The 18,353-nt window shown below is 65.3% G+C and carries 15 protein-coding genes; 6 read left to right on the plus strand and 9 right to left on the minus strand.

What is annotated here, in order from left to right:
* Window positions 1-221 precede the first annotated feature (221 nt).
* From HAP40_RS03260 to HAP40_RS03280, 5 genes are all read left to right on the plus strand, one after another.
* Entirely contained in the window at window positions 222-1,085 is an 864-nt protein-coding gene (locus tag HAP40_RS03260; RefSeq protein ID WP_208024826.1) for a DUF3108 domain-containing protein, read from the plus strand.
* 742 nt (window positions 1,086-1,827) lie between these two features.
* Complete coding sequence (locus HAP40_RS03265) at window positions 1,828-5,244, plus strand: helicase-related protein (protein ID WP_166819132.1); 3,417 nt, start codon at window positions 1,828-1,830, stop codon at window positions 5,242-5,244.
* 49 nt (window positions 5,245-5,293) lie between these two features.
* Window positions 5,294-5,518, plus strand: coding sequence for a S4 domain-containing protein (locus tag HAP40_RS03270; protein WP_246741187.1), 225 nt, complete (start codon window positions 5,294-5,296; stop codon window positions 5,516-5,518).
* 132 nt (window positions 5,519-5,650) lie between these two features.
* Complete coding sequence (gene fdxA / locus HAP40_RS03275; RefSeq protein WP_025033361.1) at window positions 5,651-5,989, plus strand: ferredoxin FdxA; 339 nt, start codon at window positions 5,651-5,653, stop codon at window positions 5,987-5,989.
* Window positions 5,990-6,332: 343 nt separating this feature from the next.
* Entirely contained in the window at window positions 6,333-7,133 is an 801-nt protein-coding gene (locus tag HAP40_RS03280) for a CarD family transcriptional regulator (protein ID WP_166819131.1), read from the plus strand.
* Window positions 7,134-7,402: 269 nt separating this feature from the next.
* Here HAP40_RS03280 and HAP40_RS03285 read toward each other — a convergent pair whose 3' ends face one another.
* From HAP40_RS03285 to cyoA, 7 genes are read right to left on the minus strand one after another with little or no spacing between them, the layout of a single operon-like run.
* Entirely contained in the window at window positions 7,403-7,936 is a 534-nt protein-coding gene (locus tag HAP40_RS03285) for a response regulator transcription factor (protein ID WP_166819130.1), read from the minus strand.
* The gene (locus HAP40_RS03290) at window positions 7,926-9,329 is read right to left on the minus strand and encodes an ATP-binding protein (RefSeq protein ID WP_166819129.1); all 1,404 of its coding nucleotides are present in this window, start codon (window positions 9,327-9,329) and stop codon (window positions 7,926-7,928) included. Before HAP40_RS03290 ends, HAP40_RS03285 begins: the two co-directional genes overlap by 11 nt.
* The gene (locus tag HAP40_RS03295; protein WP_166819128.1) at window positions 9,301-10,152 is read right to left on the minus strand and encodes an SURF1 family protein; all 852 of its coding nucleotides are present in this window, start codon (window positions 10,150-10,152) and stop codon (window positions 9,301-9,303) included. The genes HAP40_RS03290 and HAP40_RS03295 overlap by 29 nt, the downstream gene beginning before the upstream one ends.
* Window positions 10,149-10,529 carry a cytochrome o ubiquinol oxidase subunit IV gene (gene cyoD, locus HAP40_RS03300; protein WP_166819127.1) on the minus strand — a complete coding sequence of 127 codons (381 nt, stop codon included), beginning with the start codon at window positions 10,527-10,529 and terminating at the stop codon, window positions 10,149-10,151. The genes HAP40_RS03295 and cyoD overlap by 4 nt, the downstream gene beginning before the upstream one ends.
* Window positions 10,526-11,155, minus strand: a complete 630-nt coding sequence (cyoC, locus tag HAP40_RS03305) for a cytochrome o ubiquinol oxidase subunit III (RefSeq protein WP_166819126.1) — start codon at window positions 11,153-11,155, stop codon at window positions 10,526-10,528. Before cyoC ends, cyoD begins: the two co-directional genes overlap by 4 nt.
* Entirely contained in the window at window positions 11,156-13,153 is a 1,998-nt protein-coding gene (gene cyoB, locus HAP40_RS03310) for a cytochrome o ubiquinol oxidase subunit I (RefSeq protein ID WP_166819125.1), read from the minus strand. It abuts the gene before it with no gap.
* Window positions 13,154-13,164: 11 nt separating this feature from the next.
* Window positions 13,165-14,325 carry a ubiquinol oxidase subunit II gene (gene cyoA, locus HAP40_RS03315; RefSeq protein ID WP_166819124.1) on the minus strand — a complete coding sequence of 387 codons (1,161 nt, stop codon included), beginning with the start codon at window positions 14,323-14,325 and terminating at the stop codon, window positions 13,165-13,167.
* 180 nt (window positions 14,326-14,505) lie between these two features.
* Between cyoA and HAP40_RS03320 the strand changes: the two genes are divergently transcribed.
* The gene (locus HAP40_RS03320) at window positions 14,506-15,840 is read left to right on the plus strand and encodes an MFS transporter (protein WP_166819123.1); all 1,335 of its coding nucleotides are present in this window, start codon (window positions 14,506-14,508) and stop codon (window positions 15,838-15,840) included.
* Between the two features lie 186 nt (window positions 15,841-16,026).
* On the opposite strand, the gene HAP40_RS03325 is transcribed toward HAP40_RS03320, so the two are convergent.
* A complete protein-coding gene (locus HAP40_RS03325) occupies window positions 16,027-17,418 on the minus strand; it encodes a M48 family metalloprotease (RefSeq protein ID WP_246557407.1) in 1,392 nt (463 codons plus the stop codon).
* 133 nt (window positions 17,419-17,551) lie between these two features.
* Window positions 17,552-18,322 carry a thermonuclease family protein gene (locus HAP40_RS03330; RefSeq protein ID WP_414645369.1) on the minus strand — a complete coding sequence of 257 codons (771 nt, stop codon included), beginning with the start codon at window positions 18,320-18,322 and terminating at the stop codon, window positions 17,552-17,554.
* Between the last annotated feature and the right edge of the window lie 31 nt (window positions 18,323-18,353).

Here is an 18,353-nt window from a genome sequence, read left to right on the forward strand (position 1 = left end):
GGATGCCCCGCCTTCGCGGGGCATGACAGTGGAATATGTGGAGAGTGGGATACCTCCCCAATCACCAAAACGGCAATGATCGGAACGCCTTACGATCACATAAAGGGCGCAATCGCACCGGAAGAATCCGGTGGAGTTCCGAGGGCCGCGTGCCCGGACGCATTGCCTGCCGCTGATTTCGGCTTAAGTAACTGCCATTGGCGCCCCGATTGGAAAGCTTCGTGCCCACCACGTCCCTTCTCTCGCCCCGGCGGCGCTCTGCCGGCCGGCTGGCCTTCGCCGCCTTTTGCGGGCTGGCCCTGGCGTGGGCGGCCGATCCCGTGGCGGCGCAAGGCAAGCTCGAGGCGCAATATGAGGCGACGCTGGCGGGCATTCCTGTCGGCAAAGGCGCCTGGAACATCGACATCCAGGACGACGTGTTCGCGGCCGCGGCCTCCGGCGGCACCACGGGGCTCTTGAAATCCTTCACGGGCGGGTCCGGCACCGGCGCCAGCCAGGGGCGCATCGTCAACGGCGCGCTGGTGGCGACCGGCTACCAAGCCTCCACCACCACCCAGAAGAAGACCGAAAATATCCACATCACGCTCGACAAGGGCAATGTGAAGGAATTCGCGATCCTGCCGGAGCCGCCGGTCGATCCCGATCGCATCGTCGTCACCGAGGCGCATCGCCGCGGCGTCTGGGACCCCATGACCGCCTCGCTGCTGCGCGTACCCGGCACCGGCGACCCCGTCTCGCCCGACGCCTGCCGCAACTCCGCGCCGGTGTTCGACGGCCGCATGCGCTACGAGCTTAAGCTCGATTTCAAGCGCATGGAGAGCGTGAAGGCGGAGAGGGGGTACAAGGGCCCGGTCGTGGTCTGCTCGATTTATTTCGTGCCCGTCGCCGGCTACATCCCCGATCGGCCCGTGATCAAATACCTCGCCGCCCAGCGCAACATGGAGATCGCGTTCGCGCCGATCGCGGGCACGCGCATCCTGGTCCCGTTCTGGCTGAAAGTGCCGACGCCGCTCGGCCCGGCCATGCTGGAAGCCACCAGCTTCATCACATCAGCCCAGCCCCCGCGCGTCGCCAAGACGCAATAGGGCTTTTTCACCCTCCCCTGGAGGGGAGGGTCGATCGCGCGCAGCGCGAGCGGGGTGGGGTGATCCCTCCCCACGGGGACTGCCCGAGCGGAGAGACCCCGTCGCCCATGTCGCTGCGCTCCCTGTGCGCCGACCCTCCCCCTCCAGGGGAGGGTGAGAGAGACCGTGCAAAATCAATGACTTCCCTACTGTGCATGGGGTTGTTTTGGCACTTTTTGTCGTGGCGGGTCTTTTGCCGGGGAATCCATTTGACTCCTCCCCGATTCTGATTCGACTCGGCGCCATCCCCAATTTTAAGGAAGGCGTCATCAAATCGTCGCTTGTACGGCAGCGCCGAACTCCATCTAGTGCACAACCAATGAGAGTCCCGCGAGATGTTGCGTGAACGGAACGGGACTCACAGGGGAGTCAGCGATTCGGCCGCGATTCGTTCTAGAGTCGTTCCGAAGCTTAAAGCGAACGGGAAAAGCGTCGCAAAGTGAGACAGTTGCGCGAGGTTTGGGGAGGGCGGCCACGCTCTCCGCTGTCATGCCCCGGCTTGACCGGGGCATCCAGTACGCTGCGGCTTCTCGGTTCAATCACTGCTGTCTCTGGAATACGGGATCGCCCGGTCAAGCCGGGCGATGACGGCGGAGTGCTCGGCGACAGCCACGCGTTCGGACACATGGCCGACACCCAGCCCCCGGCCCGCCCCAAAACAGCACTGACATTCGCCCAAATCGCCACTACCTAATCCCCAGACATGGCCTTCTCCTCCTCCCCCTTCGCTTCCGAGCGCGCGCCCGGCGCTGGCGTCACTGCGGTGCTCGGGCCGACCAACACCGGCAAGACCCATCTCGCCATCGAACGGATGCTCGCGCATCCCTCGGGCATGATCGGGCTGCCGCTGCGCCTGCTCGCGCGCGAGGTCTACAACAAGATCGCCGATCGCGCGGGCGCAGAGAGCGTCGCGCTCGTCACCGGCGAGGAGAAGATCAAGCCGAAGAACCCGCGCTATTGGGTTTCGACCGTCGAGGCGATGCCGCGCGACCTCGACGTCTCCTTCCTCGCCGTCGACGAGGTCCAGATCGCCTCCGATCTCGAACGCGGCCACGTCTTCACCGACCGCATCCTCAACCGCCGCGGCCGCGACGAGACGCTGCTGCTGGGCGCCGCCACGATGCGCCCGATCATCGAGCGGCTGCTGCCCGGCGTGTCCATGATCACGCGGCCGCGGCTGTCGCAGCTGGAATTCGCCGGCGACCGCAAGATCACGCGCCAGCCGCGCCGCACCGCCATCGTCGCGTTCTCGGCGGATGAAGTTTACGCCATCGCCGAGTTGATCCGCCGCCAGCATGGCGGCGCTGCTGTTGTTTTGGGCTCGCTGTCGCCGCGCACACGCAACGCGCAGGTGGCGATGTTCCAGAACGGCGACGTCGATTATCTCGTCGCCACCGACGCCGTCGGCATGGGCCTCAATCTCGACGTCGACCACGTCGCCTTCGCCTCCGACCGCAAGTTCGACGGCTACCAGTTCCGCCGCCTCACGCCGGCCGAATTCGCGCAGATCGCCGGCCGCGCCGGCCGCGCCACGCGCAACGGCACCTTCGGCACCACCGGCCGCTGCGCGCCGTTCGAGCCCGAGCTGGTCAACGCGCTGCAGAACCACACCTTCGATCCGGTGAAGGTGCTGCAATGGCGCAATTCGAAGCTGGATTTCGCCTCGCTCGGCGCGCTCCAGGTGTCGCTGAACCTCGCCCCCGGCCACGAGGCGCTGACGCGCGCGCCTGTTGCCGAGGACATGCGCGTGCTCGACCACGCCGCCCGCGACGTCGAGGTGCGCGATATCGCGCATGGCAAGACGGCGGTGGAGCGGCTCTGGGAGGCCTGCCAGGTCCCTGATTACCGAAAGCTGTCGCCGGCCGCCCATGCCGAGCTGGTGACGACGCTCTACGGCTTCCTGATGCGGAAGGGATGCATTCCCGATTCCTGGTTCGAGGCCCAGATTACCCAGGCCGACCGCATCGACGGCGACATCGACACGCTGTCGGCCCGGATCGCACAGATTCGCACCTGGACCTTCGTCGCCAACCGCCCGGACTGGCTGAAAGACCCCGAACGCTGGCAGGGGATCGCGCGGGAGGTCGAAAATAAATTATCGGATGCGCTCCATGAACGCTTGACTGAGCGTTTCGTTGATCGCCGGACCAGTGTATTGATGCGCCGCCTGCGGGAGAACACGAGCTTGAATACTGAAATCGGCAAGACCGGCGAAGTCATCGTCGAAGGCCATGTCATCGGCCGCCTCGACGGCTTCACCTTTGCACCGGATGCGGCGGAAGCCGGCTCGGATGCGAAAGCCTTGCAGGCTGCAGCGCAAGCGGTGCTCGCCGGCGAGATCAATGCGCGCGCCGAGAAGCTCGGCAATGCGCCGGACGAGCAGTTCGTGCTGACCTCGGAAGGCACCATCCGCTGGACCGGCGATGCCGTGGCGCGGCTGTCTGCCGCAGAAGAGGCGCTGCATCCGCGCATCCGCATCATCTCGGACGAGCGATTGACGGGCGCGCCGCGTGACAAGGTGCAGGCCCGGCTCGAGCTCTGGCTCAAAACGCATATCGAGAAGCTGCTCGGGCCGATGTTCGAGCTGTCCAAGGCCGAGGATGTCACCGGCATCGCCCGCGGCATCGCCTATCAGCTGGTCGAGGCGCTCGGCGTGCTCGAGCGTCCGAAGATCGCCAACGAGCTGAAGGATCTCGACCAGCCCTCGCGCGCGGTGTTGCGCAAATACGGCGTCCGCTTCGGCGCCTATCACATTTACTTCCCCGGCCTGCTCAAGCCTGCCGCGCGTGCGTTGGCGGCGCTGCTCTGGGCGCTGAAGCAGGACAATGTCGATCTGTCCTCGCTCTCGGGCGCGCAGCATCTGGCATCCTCGGGCCGCACCTCGTTCCCGGTCGACAAGGCTCTGCCGCGTGATGCCTATCGCGTGCTCGGCTACAAGCAGGCCGGCGAGCGCGCCGTGCGCGTCGACATCCTGGAGCGCCTTGCCGATCTGATCCGCCCCGCGCTGGCCTGGCGCGAGAATTCGCCCGGCGAAAAGCCCGCCGGCGCGTTCGACGGCCGCAGTTTCGTGGTGACGCAGGCGATGACCTCGCTCACGGGCTCGGCCGGCGAAGACTTCGCCTCCGTGCTGCGCGCGCTCGGCTATCGCATGGACAAGCGTCCGCCGCTGCCGCCGAAGCCTGTCGTGGCCGAGCCCGTCGCAACTGAGCAAGTCGTGACCGAGACGATCGCGGCCGAGACGCCGCCGGTTGAAGGCAGCGCGGAGACGTCGACCGAAACCGCGGCCGAGGCCGTTGCCGGCCTGCCGGAGGAGGCATCCGCGGAGGCCGCCGCCGAAGCGGTCACCGTCGAAGATGCTCCCGGCCTGGAGCAGCAGGACGAGTCAGCGCAGGCCGAGCCGGCGCTGGACGCTTCGCCCGAGGCTCCCGTCACGCCCGAAGACGCGCCCGGCATCGCGCCGCCCGCCGAGGAGACCGCTGCATCGCCGGAGGCTGCCGGCCTCGAAGCCGCTGCCGCCGAGACCGTGGCAACGGAAGCCGCCGCATCGCCCGACGCTGCCGCGCCCGAAGCTGCGGCCGCGCCCGCAGAGCCCGAGCTGGTCGAGGTCTGGCGTCCCGGCGGCCGTCACGAGGACCGCAAGCCGCGTCACGAGCGCCATCGCCACCAGCGTCACCACCGGCCGCGTCCGCAGGCCGGGGCAGAAGCCGGCGCTGCGGCGAGCGCGGCGCCCGGCGAAGCCACCGACGGCGCAAGGCCGGGCGAGCGTCATCGTCACGGCGGTCATCGCAGGGATTCCGGCAAGGACTTCCGCAAAGGGCGCGAAGGCGGTGAGGGCGGCGAGCGCCGCGACGACCGCAATCGCAGCTTCCAGGGCAAGGACCGCGACAAGGATCGCGATCGCAACCGCGACAACAAGGGCAAGTTCGGCGGCGAGCGCGACAAGGGGCGCGAGCATCGCGGCCGTGACCGCGACAAGGGCCGCGATCGCCAGGGCGGCCCGTCGCTGCGTCCCTACGCCTCGAGCGCGAACCCGCGCGAGCGCGATCGTCCCGCCGATCCGAACTCGCCCTTCGCCAAGCTCGCCGCGCTGAAGGAGCAGCTCTCCGGTCGGAAGGAGTGATCCGACGACCGAGCGGCAGCGCATCGACAAATGGCTGTGGCACGCGCGGGTGGTGAAGGCGCGCACCTCGGCCGCCGAGTTGGTCGTTACCGGCCATGTCCGTGTCAATGGTGTGCGCGAGACCTCGCCGGGGCATGCGATCAAGGTCGGCGACGTCCTCACCATCGCGCTCGATCGCACCGTGCGCGTGCTGAAGGTCATCGGCTTCAACGAACGCCGCGGCGATGCAGCCTCGGCCCGTGTGCTCTATGAGGAGCTCGGCGAGCGCAATTAGTTGCGCTTTGTATTCATTTCTTGGCCGATCATACGCACACAAGTGTCATGTTCGGGCCTTGCCGACCTTGCGGCGCCGAGCCATCCGCGCTACGCAAGCCGCGACTTCTAAAAGAGCTTTTCGGAGCGTTGGATGACTTACGTCGTCACTGAAAACTGCATCAAGTGCAAGTACACCGACTGCGTCGAGGTCTGCCCGGTCGACTGCTTCTATGAGGGTGACAACATGCTCGTCATCCACCCCGACGAGTGCATCGACTGCGGCGTGTGCGAGCCGGAATGCCCCGCCGACGCCATCAAGCCGGATACGGAACCGGGCCTCGAAAAGTGGCTCCAGGTCAACGCCGACTACGCCAAGAGCTGGCCGAACATCACCCAGAAGAAAGAATCACCTGCCGACGCCAAGGAATTCGACGGCATGGACGGCAAGTTCGAGAAATATTTTTCTCCAAACCCCGGCTCCGGAGACTAATTCAGGTCCAAACTTAACCCTAATAGTGGCGCTTCAGCCGAAAACCAGCCCTCAAGACCCCTAAATCATTGATTTTTGCGGGAAATGTGCTATATTGGGCACATTAAGCCGAACCCCGTCAGCCTGTTGGCCCCTCTGGGTTCCCGTGAAACCAAATGTCGAACAGGGGCGTGGCAGTTTCCGCGCGCAGGCTGTGTCACAGAAAACGCGTAAAAAGAGTACTTCAGCGAGGGCTTCCCATAAGGAGGCCAAAAAAGTCGCCGCGGCCAGCCGTAGCGCATCCAAGGGTCGGACCGCGACGAAGGCGCCGGCTGCAAAGTCCTCGAAGAACAAAAGAAGCGCAATGCCTAACAAGTCTGCCAAACCGGCCGCGAAAGCGACCGTTGCCAAACCTGCTGCTGCCAAGGCTTCCCCTGCGAAGACTCACGCTGCCAAGCCCGCCCCGAAGGCTCCCGTTGCTGCTGCGCCTGCCAAGGCTCCCGTCGCTGCCAAGCCGGTCGTCAAGCCCGCTGCTGCGCCGAAGGTCGAGGAAAAGAAGGTCGTGACCCAGCGTCAGGGCTTCAAGGCCAACGAATTCGTCGTTTATCCCGCTCACGGCGTCGGCCAGATCCTGGCCATCGAGGAGCAGGAGATCGCCGGTGCCAAGCTCGAGCTGTTCGTCATCAACTTCATCAAGGACAAGATGACGCTGCGCGTTCCGACCGCCAAGGTCGCCAATGTCGGCATGCGCAAGCTGTCCGATCCGGCGCTGGTGAAGAAGGCGCTGGAGACGCTCAAGGGCCGCGCCCGCGTCAAGCGCACCATGTGGTCGCGCCGCGCCCAGGAATACGAAGCGAAGATCAATTCGGGTGACATCGTCGCGATCGCGGAAGTCGTGCGCGACCTCTACCGCTCGGAGTCGCAGCCGGAGCAGTCCTACTCCGAACGCCAGCTCTATGAAGCGGCGCTCGACCGCCTCTCCCGCGAGATCGCGGTGGTGCAGCACTCGACCGAGACCGAAGCGGTCAAGGAGATCGAGGCCCAACTCGCCAAGAGCCCGCGCCGCAACGCCAAGGCGGAAGCCGCCGAGGGCGACACGGATGCCGAGGGCGATGCCGACGACAGCGATGGCGACGACACCACCGTCGCCGACGAGGCCGCGTAAGCGTCTCGCGCGTCGATCGCAACAGTTCAAAAGCCCGGCCGTTCGGCCGGGCTTTTTTGTTTGAGTGGAGATCTTGCCAAGCTGTCGTCCTGGCGAAAGCCAGGACCCATAACCACAGGGTTGAGTTGCTGCGACGGCACGGAGTTACAGTCTTCGCCCAGCTGCGCCCTGTGGTTATGGGTCCTACCAGGACGACGAGCGCGTGAACCGTGACCCCAACAAGCTCAGTGTCGTCCCGGGCTCGCGCGTTGAGCGCCCCCGGACGACAGTCACTTCACCGGTCGCTTCTCGAGCTTCCGTGCCAGCGTGCGCCGGTGCATCCCGAGCCTTCGTGCCGCTTCAGAGATGTTGAAATCAGTCTCGATCAAGGTCTGGTGGATGCGCTCCCATTCCAGGGTCTTGATCGAGGTCGGCCTCGTGTCGAGCGCGACCTCGGCGTTGCCCTCGGCCCTGTTGAAGGCGGCTTCGATATCGTCGGTGTTCGACGGCTTTGCCAGATAGTGGCAGGCGCCCAGCTTGATGGCCTCGACGGCGGTGGAGATGCTGGCAAAGCCGGTGAGCACCACGATCAGCATGTCGGGATCATGCGTGTGCAGGAGCTCGACGCAGGCGAGCCCCGAGGCGCCGCCGAGCTTGAGGTCGACCACGGCATGGCCGAAGGAGCGATCCTCCAGCACGTGCCGCACCTCCTCGATCGAGGCAGCCAGCACGACCTCGTAGCCGCGGCGCTCGAACGAGCGCTTGAGCGTGCGGGCGAAGCCGGCATCGTCCTCGACGACGATGAGCGAGCGGTCAGGCGTCAAAATTCCCTCCGATCGCCAGCGTTGCGAGCGGCAGCGTGAGGCGGACGGTGGCGCCGCGCTTCCTGTGGTTCTCGGCGGTCACGCCGCCCCCCAGCTTGCGCACCACGTTCACCACCAGGAACAGGCCTAGCCCGCCGCCGGTTCGGCCCTTGCTCGACTGATAGGGCTTTCCGAGCTGCGCCAGCATTTCCGGCGCGAAGCCCGGGCCGCGGTCGCTGATCGCTAGCACGAGATTGTCGCCCTCGCGCTCGGCGACCAGCTCGACCCAGTCGCGCGAGACCTCGTAGGCGTTGTCGAGCACGTTGAAGATCACCTGCTTCAGCGCGATGTCGGAGACGATCGCGACGTCCTCGCCGAAGGTGTTGACGAAGTAGAGCGTGCGCGCCGAGCGCGCGTCGCACCACTCCTCCACCAGCGCGGTGACGAAGGCCGTCACCGTCGTCGGCGAGGAGCCTTCGCCGCGCGCTTCGCCCGCCGATACCAGGATGCCCGTCACGATCGACTTGCAGCGCTGCAGCGAGGTTTCCATTTCCGCGAGGTCTTCGGCAAGCTCCTGATCGGCGGCGAGATCGGGCATGCGGCGCCAGTCGCTGAGGATCACCGACAGCGAGGCCAGCGGCGTGCCGAGCTCATGTGCTGCGCCGGAGGCGAGCAGGCCCATGCGCACGATGTGGTCCTGCTCGGCCGCATGCTGGCGCAGCGCCGCCAGGTGCGCGTCGCGCTCGCGCAAATTCCTGTTGATGCGGGTGACGAACACCACGAGCAGCACGGCGTTGAGGACGAAGCCCAGGAGCATGCCGGCGACGGTGAGCGTATAGGTCTCGCTCAACGGGTTCGGCGGCAGCTCGAGCGGGCGATACGCCAGGGTCAGCCAGACAAAACTCGCGCAGGTCAGCGCGACCAGTGACCAGGTCGAGCGCGCGTCGAGCAGCACGGCCCCGAGCGTCACCTGAAGCAGGAACAGCGAGGTGAAGGGGTTGGTGGCGCCGCCGGAGAGGTAGAGCTGCGCGGTCAGCGCGGCGACGTCGAGCATCAAGGCGACCAGGAGCTCGTTGTTTGTGATCGCGGCGCGATGGCGCACCCAGATCAGGCTGGAGACGTTGAGCAGCACCAGCGCGCCGATCACCGCGCCCATCCGCTCCAGCGGCAGGGGAATGCCGAGGCCAAAATGCACGCCGCCGATGGTCACGATCTGGCCGACCACCGCCGTCCAGCGCAGCTGGATCAGCAGCGCCATGTTCTTGCGGTTGGTCTCGTCGTCGGTCGGAGCCGTGCCGAGCAGCCCACCGCGCGCGTCGGCCTGCGATTGCAGCGTGACGGCGAACGCGTCACGCGCAAGCGTTTGGGAAAGTCCCTTCCCGTCGTCAGGTCGGCTCGACGATCGTTCCAGCATCTGATCCCGTCCTGCGGGCAGCAGCATCCGCGCCGCCGGCCGGTTCGTGGACGAAGCGCTTGCGGCGGAACAGCCCGCCGCCGAATGTGACGAAAAGTTTACCGGCCAGCATGAAGGCCAGGGCGAACCACGTCAGCGCGTAGATCAGGTGGTTATTGGGAAAGCGGATCACGGTCAATCCGCCGATCGGACCGCCGGCAATTTGTGATCCGGCATCGGCATCCACGAAGAAGGGCGCGGCCTCGTGGAGACCGCGTGCCGCCGCGATCGCGGCGACATCCCGTGAGTACCAGCGGTTGTGCTGCGGCACGTTGGTCCGGAGGAATCCGCCATTGGGCTCGCTGATGCGAAGGAGGCCGGTGATCTCCACCTTGCCGTCCGGATTGCCGCCTCGGCGCGTCGATGCGTCGCGCCGCTCCGACGGCACGAAGCCGCGATTGACCAGGATCTGCGTGCCGTCGTCGCGCTGAAGCGGCGTCAGCACCCAATAGCCCGGGCCTTCCTCGGTGACGGCCTGCACCAGCGTCTCGCGATCGTGCAGGAAGTGGCCGGCGACGCTGACATGCCGGTATTCGTCGTTCGCGGTCGAGACCGCAGGCCACGCCTCGGGCGAGGGGATCGGCACTGCCGGCGCATGAACGCGCTGCTCGACGCGGTCGATCAGCGCCAGCTTCCAGGCGCGGCGCTCGATCTGCCAGACGCCGAGGGCGATCAAGAGGACGAAGGCCGTGAGCGAGAGGACCGTGAGCCACAAGGGCGGCGTCCGCGCGGCTTTGCCGCGTGTTTCGCCTGCCTTGCCTGTCCCGGTCCTGATCTCGCTCACTTCATCCCGCTCATCTGGTGCATCGGCATCATGTTGGTGTTGAGGTGGTTCATCACCCACAGCGAGCCGGACAGCGCGATCACCACCATGACGATGGTGAAGATCAGCGCCATCATGCTCCAGCCGTTCTCGGACGTCGTGTTCATGTGCAGGAAGTATATCATGTGCACGACGATCTGCGCGACCGCGAAGGCCATGATGACGAGCGCGGTGATCTGCTTGCTCGGCAGCGTCCCGCTCATCACCAGCCAGAACGGGATCGCGGTCAGCACGACCGAGAGTACGAAACCCAGCACATAGGTCGAGAACGTGCCGTGAGCGTGGCTGTCGCCGTGGTGATGGTCGTCCGCATGGGCGGCATGAGTATCGGTGTTCATCGCAGAACTCCCAGGAGATAGACGAAGGTGAAGACGCCGATCCAGACCACGTCGAGGAAGTGCCAGAACATCGACAGGCACATCAAACGGCGGCGGTTGGCCTCGATCAGGCCGAACTTCTGGACCTGCACCATCAGGGTCACCAGCCAGATCAGGCCGCAGGAGACGTGCAGGCCGTGGGTGCCGACCAGGGTGAAGAACGCCGACAGGAAGGCGCTGCGCTGGGGCGTGGCACCTTCATGGATCATGTGGGCGAACTCAGTGAGCTCGATGCCGATGAAGGCGAGGCCGAACAGGCCGGTGATCGCCAGCCACATCTGCGTCTGCGCGACCTTGTTCTGCTGCATCGTGAGCATCGCAAAGCCGTAGGTGATCGACGACAGCAGCAGCATCGAGGTGTTCACCGCGACCAGGTTCAGGTCGAACAGGTCCTTTGGCGCGGGGCCGGCGGCGTAGTTGCCGCCGAGCACGCCGAAGGTGGCGAACAGGATCGCGAAGATGAGGCAGTCGCTCATCAGGTAGATCCAGAAGCCGAGCGAGGTGCTGTAGCCTTCCGGATGCGGATGCTCGTCGGCGAGGTAGAACATCGGCTCGCCGGTTTGCGCGGGATTGACGGAAACAGTCATTTACTTGGCTCCGGCGAGCAGCTTGGTGCGCGCGTCCTCGGTCCGGATGACGTCTTCAGCCGGAATGTCGAAGTCGCGGTGATAGTTGAAGGTGTGGCCGATACCGACGACGAGCATCGCGATGAAGCTCACGGCGGCCAGCCACCAGATGTACCAGATCAGGCCGAATCCCATCGCGGTGGCGAGGCCGGCGAGGATGACGCCGGTGCCGGTGCTGCTGGGCATGTGGATCGGCCTGAACCCGGTGAGCGGCCGCTGGTAGCCGCGCTTCTTCATGTCCCACCACGCGTCATTGTCGTGGACGACGGGGGTGAAGGCGAAGTTGTAGTCCGGCGGCGGCGAGGAGGTCGCCCATTCCAGCGTGCGTCCATCCCAGGGATCGCCGGTGACGTCCTTGAGCTGCTCGCGCTTGAGGAGGCTGACCGCGAACTGCATCAGCATCGAGAGGATGCCGATGAAGACGAAGACGGCTCCGATCGCGGCGATGACGAACCAGATCTGCAAGGACGGATCGTCAAACACGCGCAGGCGACGGGTCACGCCCATCAGGCCGAGCACGTAGAGCGGCATGAAGGCGAGGTAGAAGCCGGTGACCCAGAACCAGAACGACATCTTGCCCCAGAACGGATCCAGCTTGAAGCCGAACGCCTTCGGGAACCAGTAGTTGATGCCGGCGAAGGCGCCGAACACCACGCCGCCGATGATCACGTTGTGGAAGTGTGCGATCAGGAACAGGCTGTTGTGCAGCACGAAGTCGGCCGGCGGCACCGCGAGCAGCACGCCGGTCATGCCGCCGACCACGAAGGTCAGCATGAAGGCGATGGTCCACATCATCGGCAGTTCGTAGCGGATGCGGCCGCGATACATCGTGAACAGCCAGTTGAACATCTTCGCGCCCGTTGGGATCGAGATGATCATCGTGGTGATGCCGAAGAACGAGTTGACGCTGGCGCCCGAACCCATCGTGAAGAAGTGATGCAGCCAGACCAGGTAGGACAGGATGGTGATCACCACGGTGGCGTAGACCATCGAGGTATAGCCGAACAGCCGCTTGCCGGAGAAAGTCGAGGTGACCTCCGAGAAGATGCCGAAGGCCGGAAGAACCAGGATGTAGACTTCAGGGTGGCCCCAGATCCAGATCAGGTTCACGTACATCATCGGGCTGCCGCCGAAATCGTTCGTGAAGAAGTTGGTGCCGACATAGCGGTCGAGCGACAGCAGCGCGAGCACGACGGTCAGGACGGGGAACGAGGCGACGATCAGGATGTTGGTGCAGAGCGAGGTCCAGGTGAACACCGGCATCTTCATCATGGTCATGCCGGGGCACCGCAGCTTGACGATGGTGCAGATCAGGTTGATGCCGGACAAGGTCGTGCCGACGCCGGCGACCTGTAGCGCCCATATGTAATAATCGACGCCGACGTCGGGACTGTAGCCGATGTTCGACAGCGGCGGATAAGCCAGCCAGCCGGTGCGCGCAAACTCGCCGATGAAGAGCGAAGCCATCACCAGCACTGCGCCGCCGACCGTCATCCAGAAGCTGAAATTGTTCAGGAACGGGAACGAGACGTCGCGGGCGCCGATCTGGAGCGGCACGACGTAGTTCATCAGGCCCGTGACCAGCGGCATCGCCACGAAGAAGATCATGATCACGCCGTGCGCGGTGAAGACCTGGTCGTAGTGATGGGCGTTGAGATAGCCTTCGGAGCCGTTGAAGGCGAGCATCTGCTGGCCGCGCATCATCAGCGCGTCGGCGAAGCCGCGCAGCAGCATCACGATGCCGAGGATCATGTACATGATGCCGATGCGCTTGTGGTCCACGGTGGTGAACCATTCGCGCCAGAGATAGCCCCAGAGGCGGAAATAGGTGAGGCCGCCGAGCAGTGCGGCGCCACCCAGCGCCACCACCGCGAAGGTGCCGACGACGATCGGCTCGTGCAGCGGCAGCGATTCGAAGCCGAGCCGGCCGAAGATGAGCTTGAGAAGATCAGGAGACATGCGGGATCTCTTTAGGAATTTGATTTCGGACGCTGTCCGAGGAAGAAGGACGAGGACTTCAGCGGCGTGAACGACGGCCGCTTGAGCCCGGCGCCGAGCAGCGGCGCGGTGTCGGTGGGAGCCGCGATGGATGCGGTGGTCTTGCCCTGCGGCGCATCCGGCGTGCAGGTGCCGGCGACGAAGCTCGGCTCCGGTCCAAGCACGGTGCCGCGGCGGGCGTACTTGTCGTAGGCCAGCGGCAGCGTGTTGTTCAGGCCCTGATGGCCGGCGCCGCCCTTGGCGTCGATTGCCATCATCTCGCTCTGGCACATCTTGCCGGTCTCGACGCACATGTTGAGGATCAGGCGGTAGAGATCGGCATCGACGGTGCCCCAGCGGCGCACCGGCTCGTTCTGGCTGGGCTTTTCGAGCTGGAGATATTCGGCGCGGCCAAGCGAGCCGCCGGCGGATTTGGCGCCGGCGATCCAGGCGTCAAAGCCCTTCTCGTCGAGGCCCTGGAACTTGAAGTGCATGCCGGAGAAGCCGGCGCCGCTGTAGTTCGCCGAGAAGCCCTTATAGGTGCCGGCGTGGTTGACGACGGCGTGAAGCTTGGTCTCCATGCCCGGCATCGCATAGATCTGGCCGGCGAGCGCGGGGATGTAGAACGAGTTCATCACCGAGGACGCCGTGATGCGGAACGTGATCGGGCGGTCGACCGGTGCTGCGAGCTCATTGACGGTGGCGATGCCGTAGTCCGGATAGATGAAGAGCCACTTCCAGTCGAGGGCGACGACGTCGACCTCGAGCGGAGCCCCGGACTGGTCCATGGCGCGCTCGGCGTGGATGCGGCCGAGCTTGCGGTAGGGATCGAGCAGATGGGTGCCCATCCAGGTCAGCGCGCCCAGGCAGACGATGATCAGCAGCGGCGCCGACCAGATCACCAGCTCGAGCTTGGTCGAGTGATCCCAATCCGGCTCGTAGCGGGCCTCGCTGTTGGACTGGCGATACCGCCAGGCGAACAGCACCGTCAGCGCCATCACGGGAACGACGATCAGGAGCATCAGGACGGTGGAGATGATGACGAGGTCGCGCTGTTGCGCTGCGATATCACCGGCTGGCGCCAGCACGACGTAGTCGCAACCGCTGAGTGCGGCAGCCAGAGGTAGTAGCGCCAGGATCTTGAGACGAGACACGGGCCGAGCCTTATGGGAAGAGTTTCCTTTGCGGGGCCAACGGGTAGCTGCGACGCAGCAATCAGGACATTGGACAATTTGTCCAATGTTGCAGTGCGGGATGTTGGGTCAGACAGAGGCAGATTGCCTGGCGTCCGCCGGGCGGTCGGCTTTGGTTTTCAGGACGTTAAGGGCGCACGAATGGCGACGGCACAGACCCCCGCAATGGCAGATCTCCACACGGGCGAGCACGGCCACGACCAGGCCAGTCCCGGCGAGATCGCCATCGGCGTCATCATCGGCCGCACCTCGGAATTCTTCGACTTCTTCGTCTTCGCGATCGCCTCGGTGATCGTGTTCCCGCGCCTGGTGTTCCCGTTCGCGAGCGAACTGACCGGCACGCTCTATTCCTTCATGGTCTTCGCGCTGGCCTTCATGGCCCGTCCGATCGGCACTGTGATTTTCATGACGGTCGACCGTGCCTACGGCAAGACGGCCAAGCTGATCTCGGCGCTGTTCCTGCTCGGCACCGCCACCGTCGCGCTGGCGTTCCTGCCCGGCTATCACGAGATCGGCGTCGCGGCGATCTGGCTGCTGGCGCTGGCTCGCATCGCGCAGGGTCTGGCCTGGGGCGGTGCCTGGGACGGCATGGCTTCGCTGCTGGCACTGAACGCGCCGCCCTCCAAACGCGGCTGGTACGCGATGGTGCCGCAGCTCGGCGCGCCGCTTGGGCTGATCGTGGCCAGCGCGCTGTTCGCCTATTTCGCCGGCAATCTCTCGGCCGACGATTTCTTCGACTGGGGCTGGCGCTACCCGTTCTTCGTCGCCTTCGCCATCAACGTCGTGGCGCTGTTCGCGCGCCTTCGCATGGTGACGACGGAAGAATACGCCTCGCTGTTCGAGACCCGCGAATTGCAGCCCGCGCGCATCTCCGAGACGGTCGCGCGCGAAGGCCAGAACATCATGCTCGGCGCGTTCGCGCCGCTGGCGAGCTTCGCCCTGTTCCACATGGTCACGGTGTTCCCGCTGTCCTGGGTGTTCCTGTTCACCCGCGAAAGCCCGGTGCGCTTCCTGATCATCGAGATCGTCGCCGCCGTGTTCGGGGTGGTTGCGATCGTGGTCTCCGGCATCATTGCCGACCGCGTCGGGCGCAAATCGCTGCTGATGGGATCGGCGATCGCGATCGCGATCTACAGCGGCTTCGCCCCGCAGCTGCTCGACGCCGGTGCGTTCGGCGAGACCATCTACATGGTGATCGGCTTCATCCTGCTCGGCCTGTCCTTCGGACAGTCCTCCGGCGCGATCGCCTCTAACTTCAAGCAGGCGTATCGTTACACGGCCTCGGCGCTGACCTCGGACATGGCCTGGCTGTTCGGCGCCGGCTTCGCGCCACTCGTCGCGTTGCTGCTGGCGACCAATCTCGGCGTCATCGCCTCGGGTGCGTATCTGCTGTCGGGCGCGTTCTGGACCCTGCTCGCGCTCTGGCTCAGCGGCCACCGCGAGGCCGGCGATATGGATGCGGGCTCCGGCGCTTAAGCTGGAGTAGCTGCCACACGACGGGTGTCGTCCCGGCGAAAGCCGGGACCCATAGCCCCAGGGAGAGGTTGTGGGTTGAGCTGGCAACCACGAGTCTTTGCCAAACTCTGTCCTGTGGTTATGGGTCCCGGATCTGCGCTTCGCTTGTCCGGGACGACAGCGGAGTTTGTGGCTCAATAACGCGCATCAATCCGCCACGATCTTCACGCGGTCGCGCACCTTCACCTGCGCGTTGCGATCGAGGCCGTTCAGCACGCGGAAACGCTCGGCGGGATGATCGACGCCGGCCATGCGGTGGGAGAGCGATTCCACGGTGTCGCCGGGCTGCACGGTGATGACCTTGATACGCAGCGGGCGGGCGGCCTGGATCTCCTCGAGCGTCAGGCGGCGGAACGAGTTGACGGTCTCGCGCGCGTTGCGCTCGCTCTCGGTCGATTTCTGCCGTGCCGCAAAGATGAAGCGGTAGACGTCGCTGCCGAAGCGCAGTGCATAGACCTTGAACTGCCACTGATCGCCCTTCGCGGTGGCGGACGCCGCCGGGAAACCGCTGATGGAAAGATCCTCGGTCGAGGCCTTCTCGACGCCTTCCATCCAGCCCGAGTTCAGGTAATCGCCGAGCGACTGTTCGGCCGGCACCCGAACCACGTCGAAACGCATCGCCTGCGAGCCGCCGTCGCGCACGCCGATCACGGCCTGCGCGGTGTTGTCGAGCGTGAAATTCTCCGGCGCCTGGAAGGTGAAGCCGAGCTTGGGATGCAGGAATCGGCGGCCGCGCACGAAACCTTCGCTGGGATCCTCGCCATAGACGAGGTTGTCGATCGCGGCGAGATAGCTCTCGCGGTCGCGCTCGGCGCCTTCAGGGGCCGCATATTGCCGTGCGATGGTCTGCGCGTTCTGCACGCGCTCCGGGGTTGCCGGATGAGATGAGGTAAAATCCTGCGCGCGCGGATCGAGCGAGCTCTTGCCGGCCTTGAGTTCGGCATTGCGCTCCATCGCCGAGAGGAAGCGGGCCGCGCCATAAGGGTCGAAATGTGCCTTGGCGGCGATGCCGACGCCGATGCCGTCGGCCTCGAACTCCTGCTTGCGCGAGAAGGTCGCCATGGTGAGCTTGGTCTTGGCCAGCGCGAGCGCGGTGAGATCGGGATCGTTGCTCATGTCAGTGACGACACGGGTGACGATCGCGGCCTGGCGGGCCTGGTCCTCGCGCATCGCCGCGTGCTTGGACAGCACATGCGCCATCTCGTGGCTGAGCACCGAGGACAATTCCGACGTATCGCTCGCAAGCGCAAGAAGCCCGCGCGTGACATAGAGCTGGCCGTTCGGCAAGGCGAACGCGTTCACCGCGCCGGAATTGAGGATGGTGACCTTGTAGCCCTGGTCGGGCCGGTCGGACGCCGCAACCAGCCGGTCGACGGTCTTGCTGACGAGCGCCTCGAGCTTGGGATCGTCATAGGTCCCGCCATAGCTCGCCAGGATGCGCTCATGCTCCTTCTCGGTGGCGGGCGTTTGCGCCACCGCGGGCTTCGGCTTGGGCATCGCCACGGCCGGTGGGGGCGCGGCGGTCTGAAACCGGGCCATGTCGCCGCAACCGGCCAGCGCCGTGCCCAGGACAAGGCATAGCGCGGCCGGCGCAGCCCGCAGGCGGCGGCCATCACCTCGTTCGTGCCGTTCTAGCACCCCATTCACGTCGCTTAACCCGTGCCTGGCCCGTTTAGGGCCTTACCCCTGTCGGCTCGTTTGCGTCCAGCAACTCAACCTGTCCTGCGAGGCGCAGATCGATCCGCGGCCCCGTATTCCCCTCGATCCAGCCCCGGACTCGAATACGCTTATTTTCCAAGGACTTGATGGGTATTCCGGCGCTTTCAAACGCCGGCAATGTGCGCTTTGAAATAGTCACCGCAAAGCCGCGTGTCCAGTTTCGTCCGAAGTTGAGGTAGGTCATTGCCCCAGCTTGCCGGACCGACAGGACTTTGCCCTCGACCACTACAAAGCGCCCGATCCCCGCCAAAATATCGTCCGGACTTTCCGGGTTTTTTATGGCCGACGGGTCAGCCCAGCTGCCCTTTTTTTGGCGCCGCGCCTTGGCCTCCGACGCCATCAGGGCGGCTGCGCAGTCCTTGTCGGTGATTTCGGCGGAGACGAGCGCGTCGCCCTGGGCGAGTAATGTCTCCTGTACTGAAATGTCGCCTTCGCCGACGAACAGGATTGCGCCTTGCCGACCGTAGCGGTCCGGCGTGTCGTCGGTGCCGCGGAGTACGACCTCACGGCCGACGAGCAGCGCGGTCAGCGCTTGCTTCGTCGTCGCCGTCGGCTCGACGCCGGCGAGGCGGATCTCGCGTCCGTCATCGAGACGCAGACTGCGCGCATCGACGACGGCGGAGACGCGGCCGTCGCCCTGGGAATCGAACTGGCATGGCGCTGCGAACGCGGCGTTCGACGCGATCAGAACGAATACGACGATGAGATGAAGAAGTCGCGTCACGTGACCCGGAGAGGTTGTGTTTCGTGCTCAC

It is taken from the genome of Bradyrhizobium sp. 1(2017) (assembly GCF_011602485.2).
Lineage (GTDB): Bacteria > Pseudomonadota > Alphaproteobacteria > Rhizobiales > Xanthobacteraceae > Bradyrhizobium.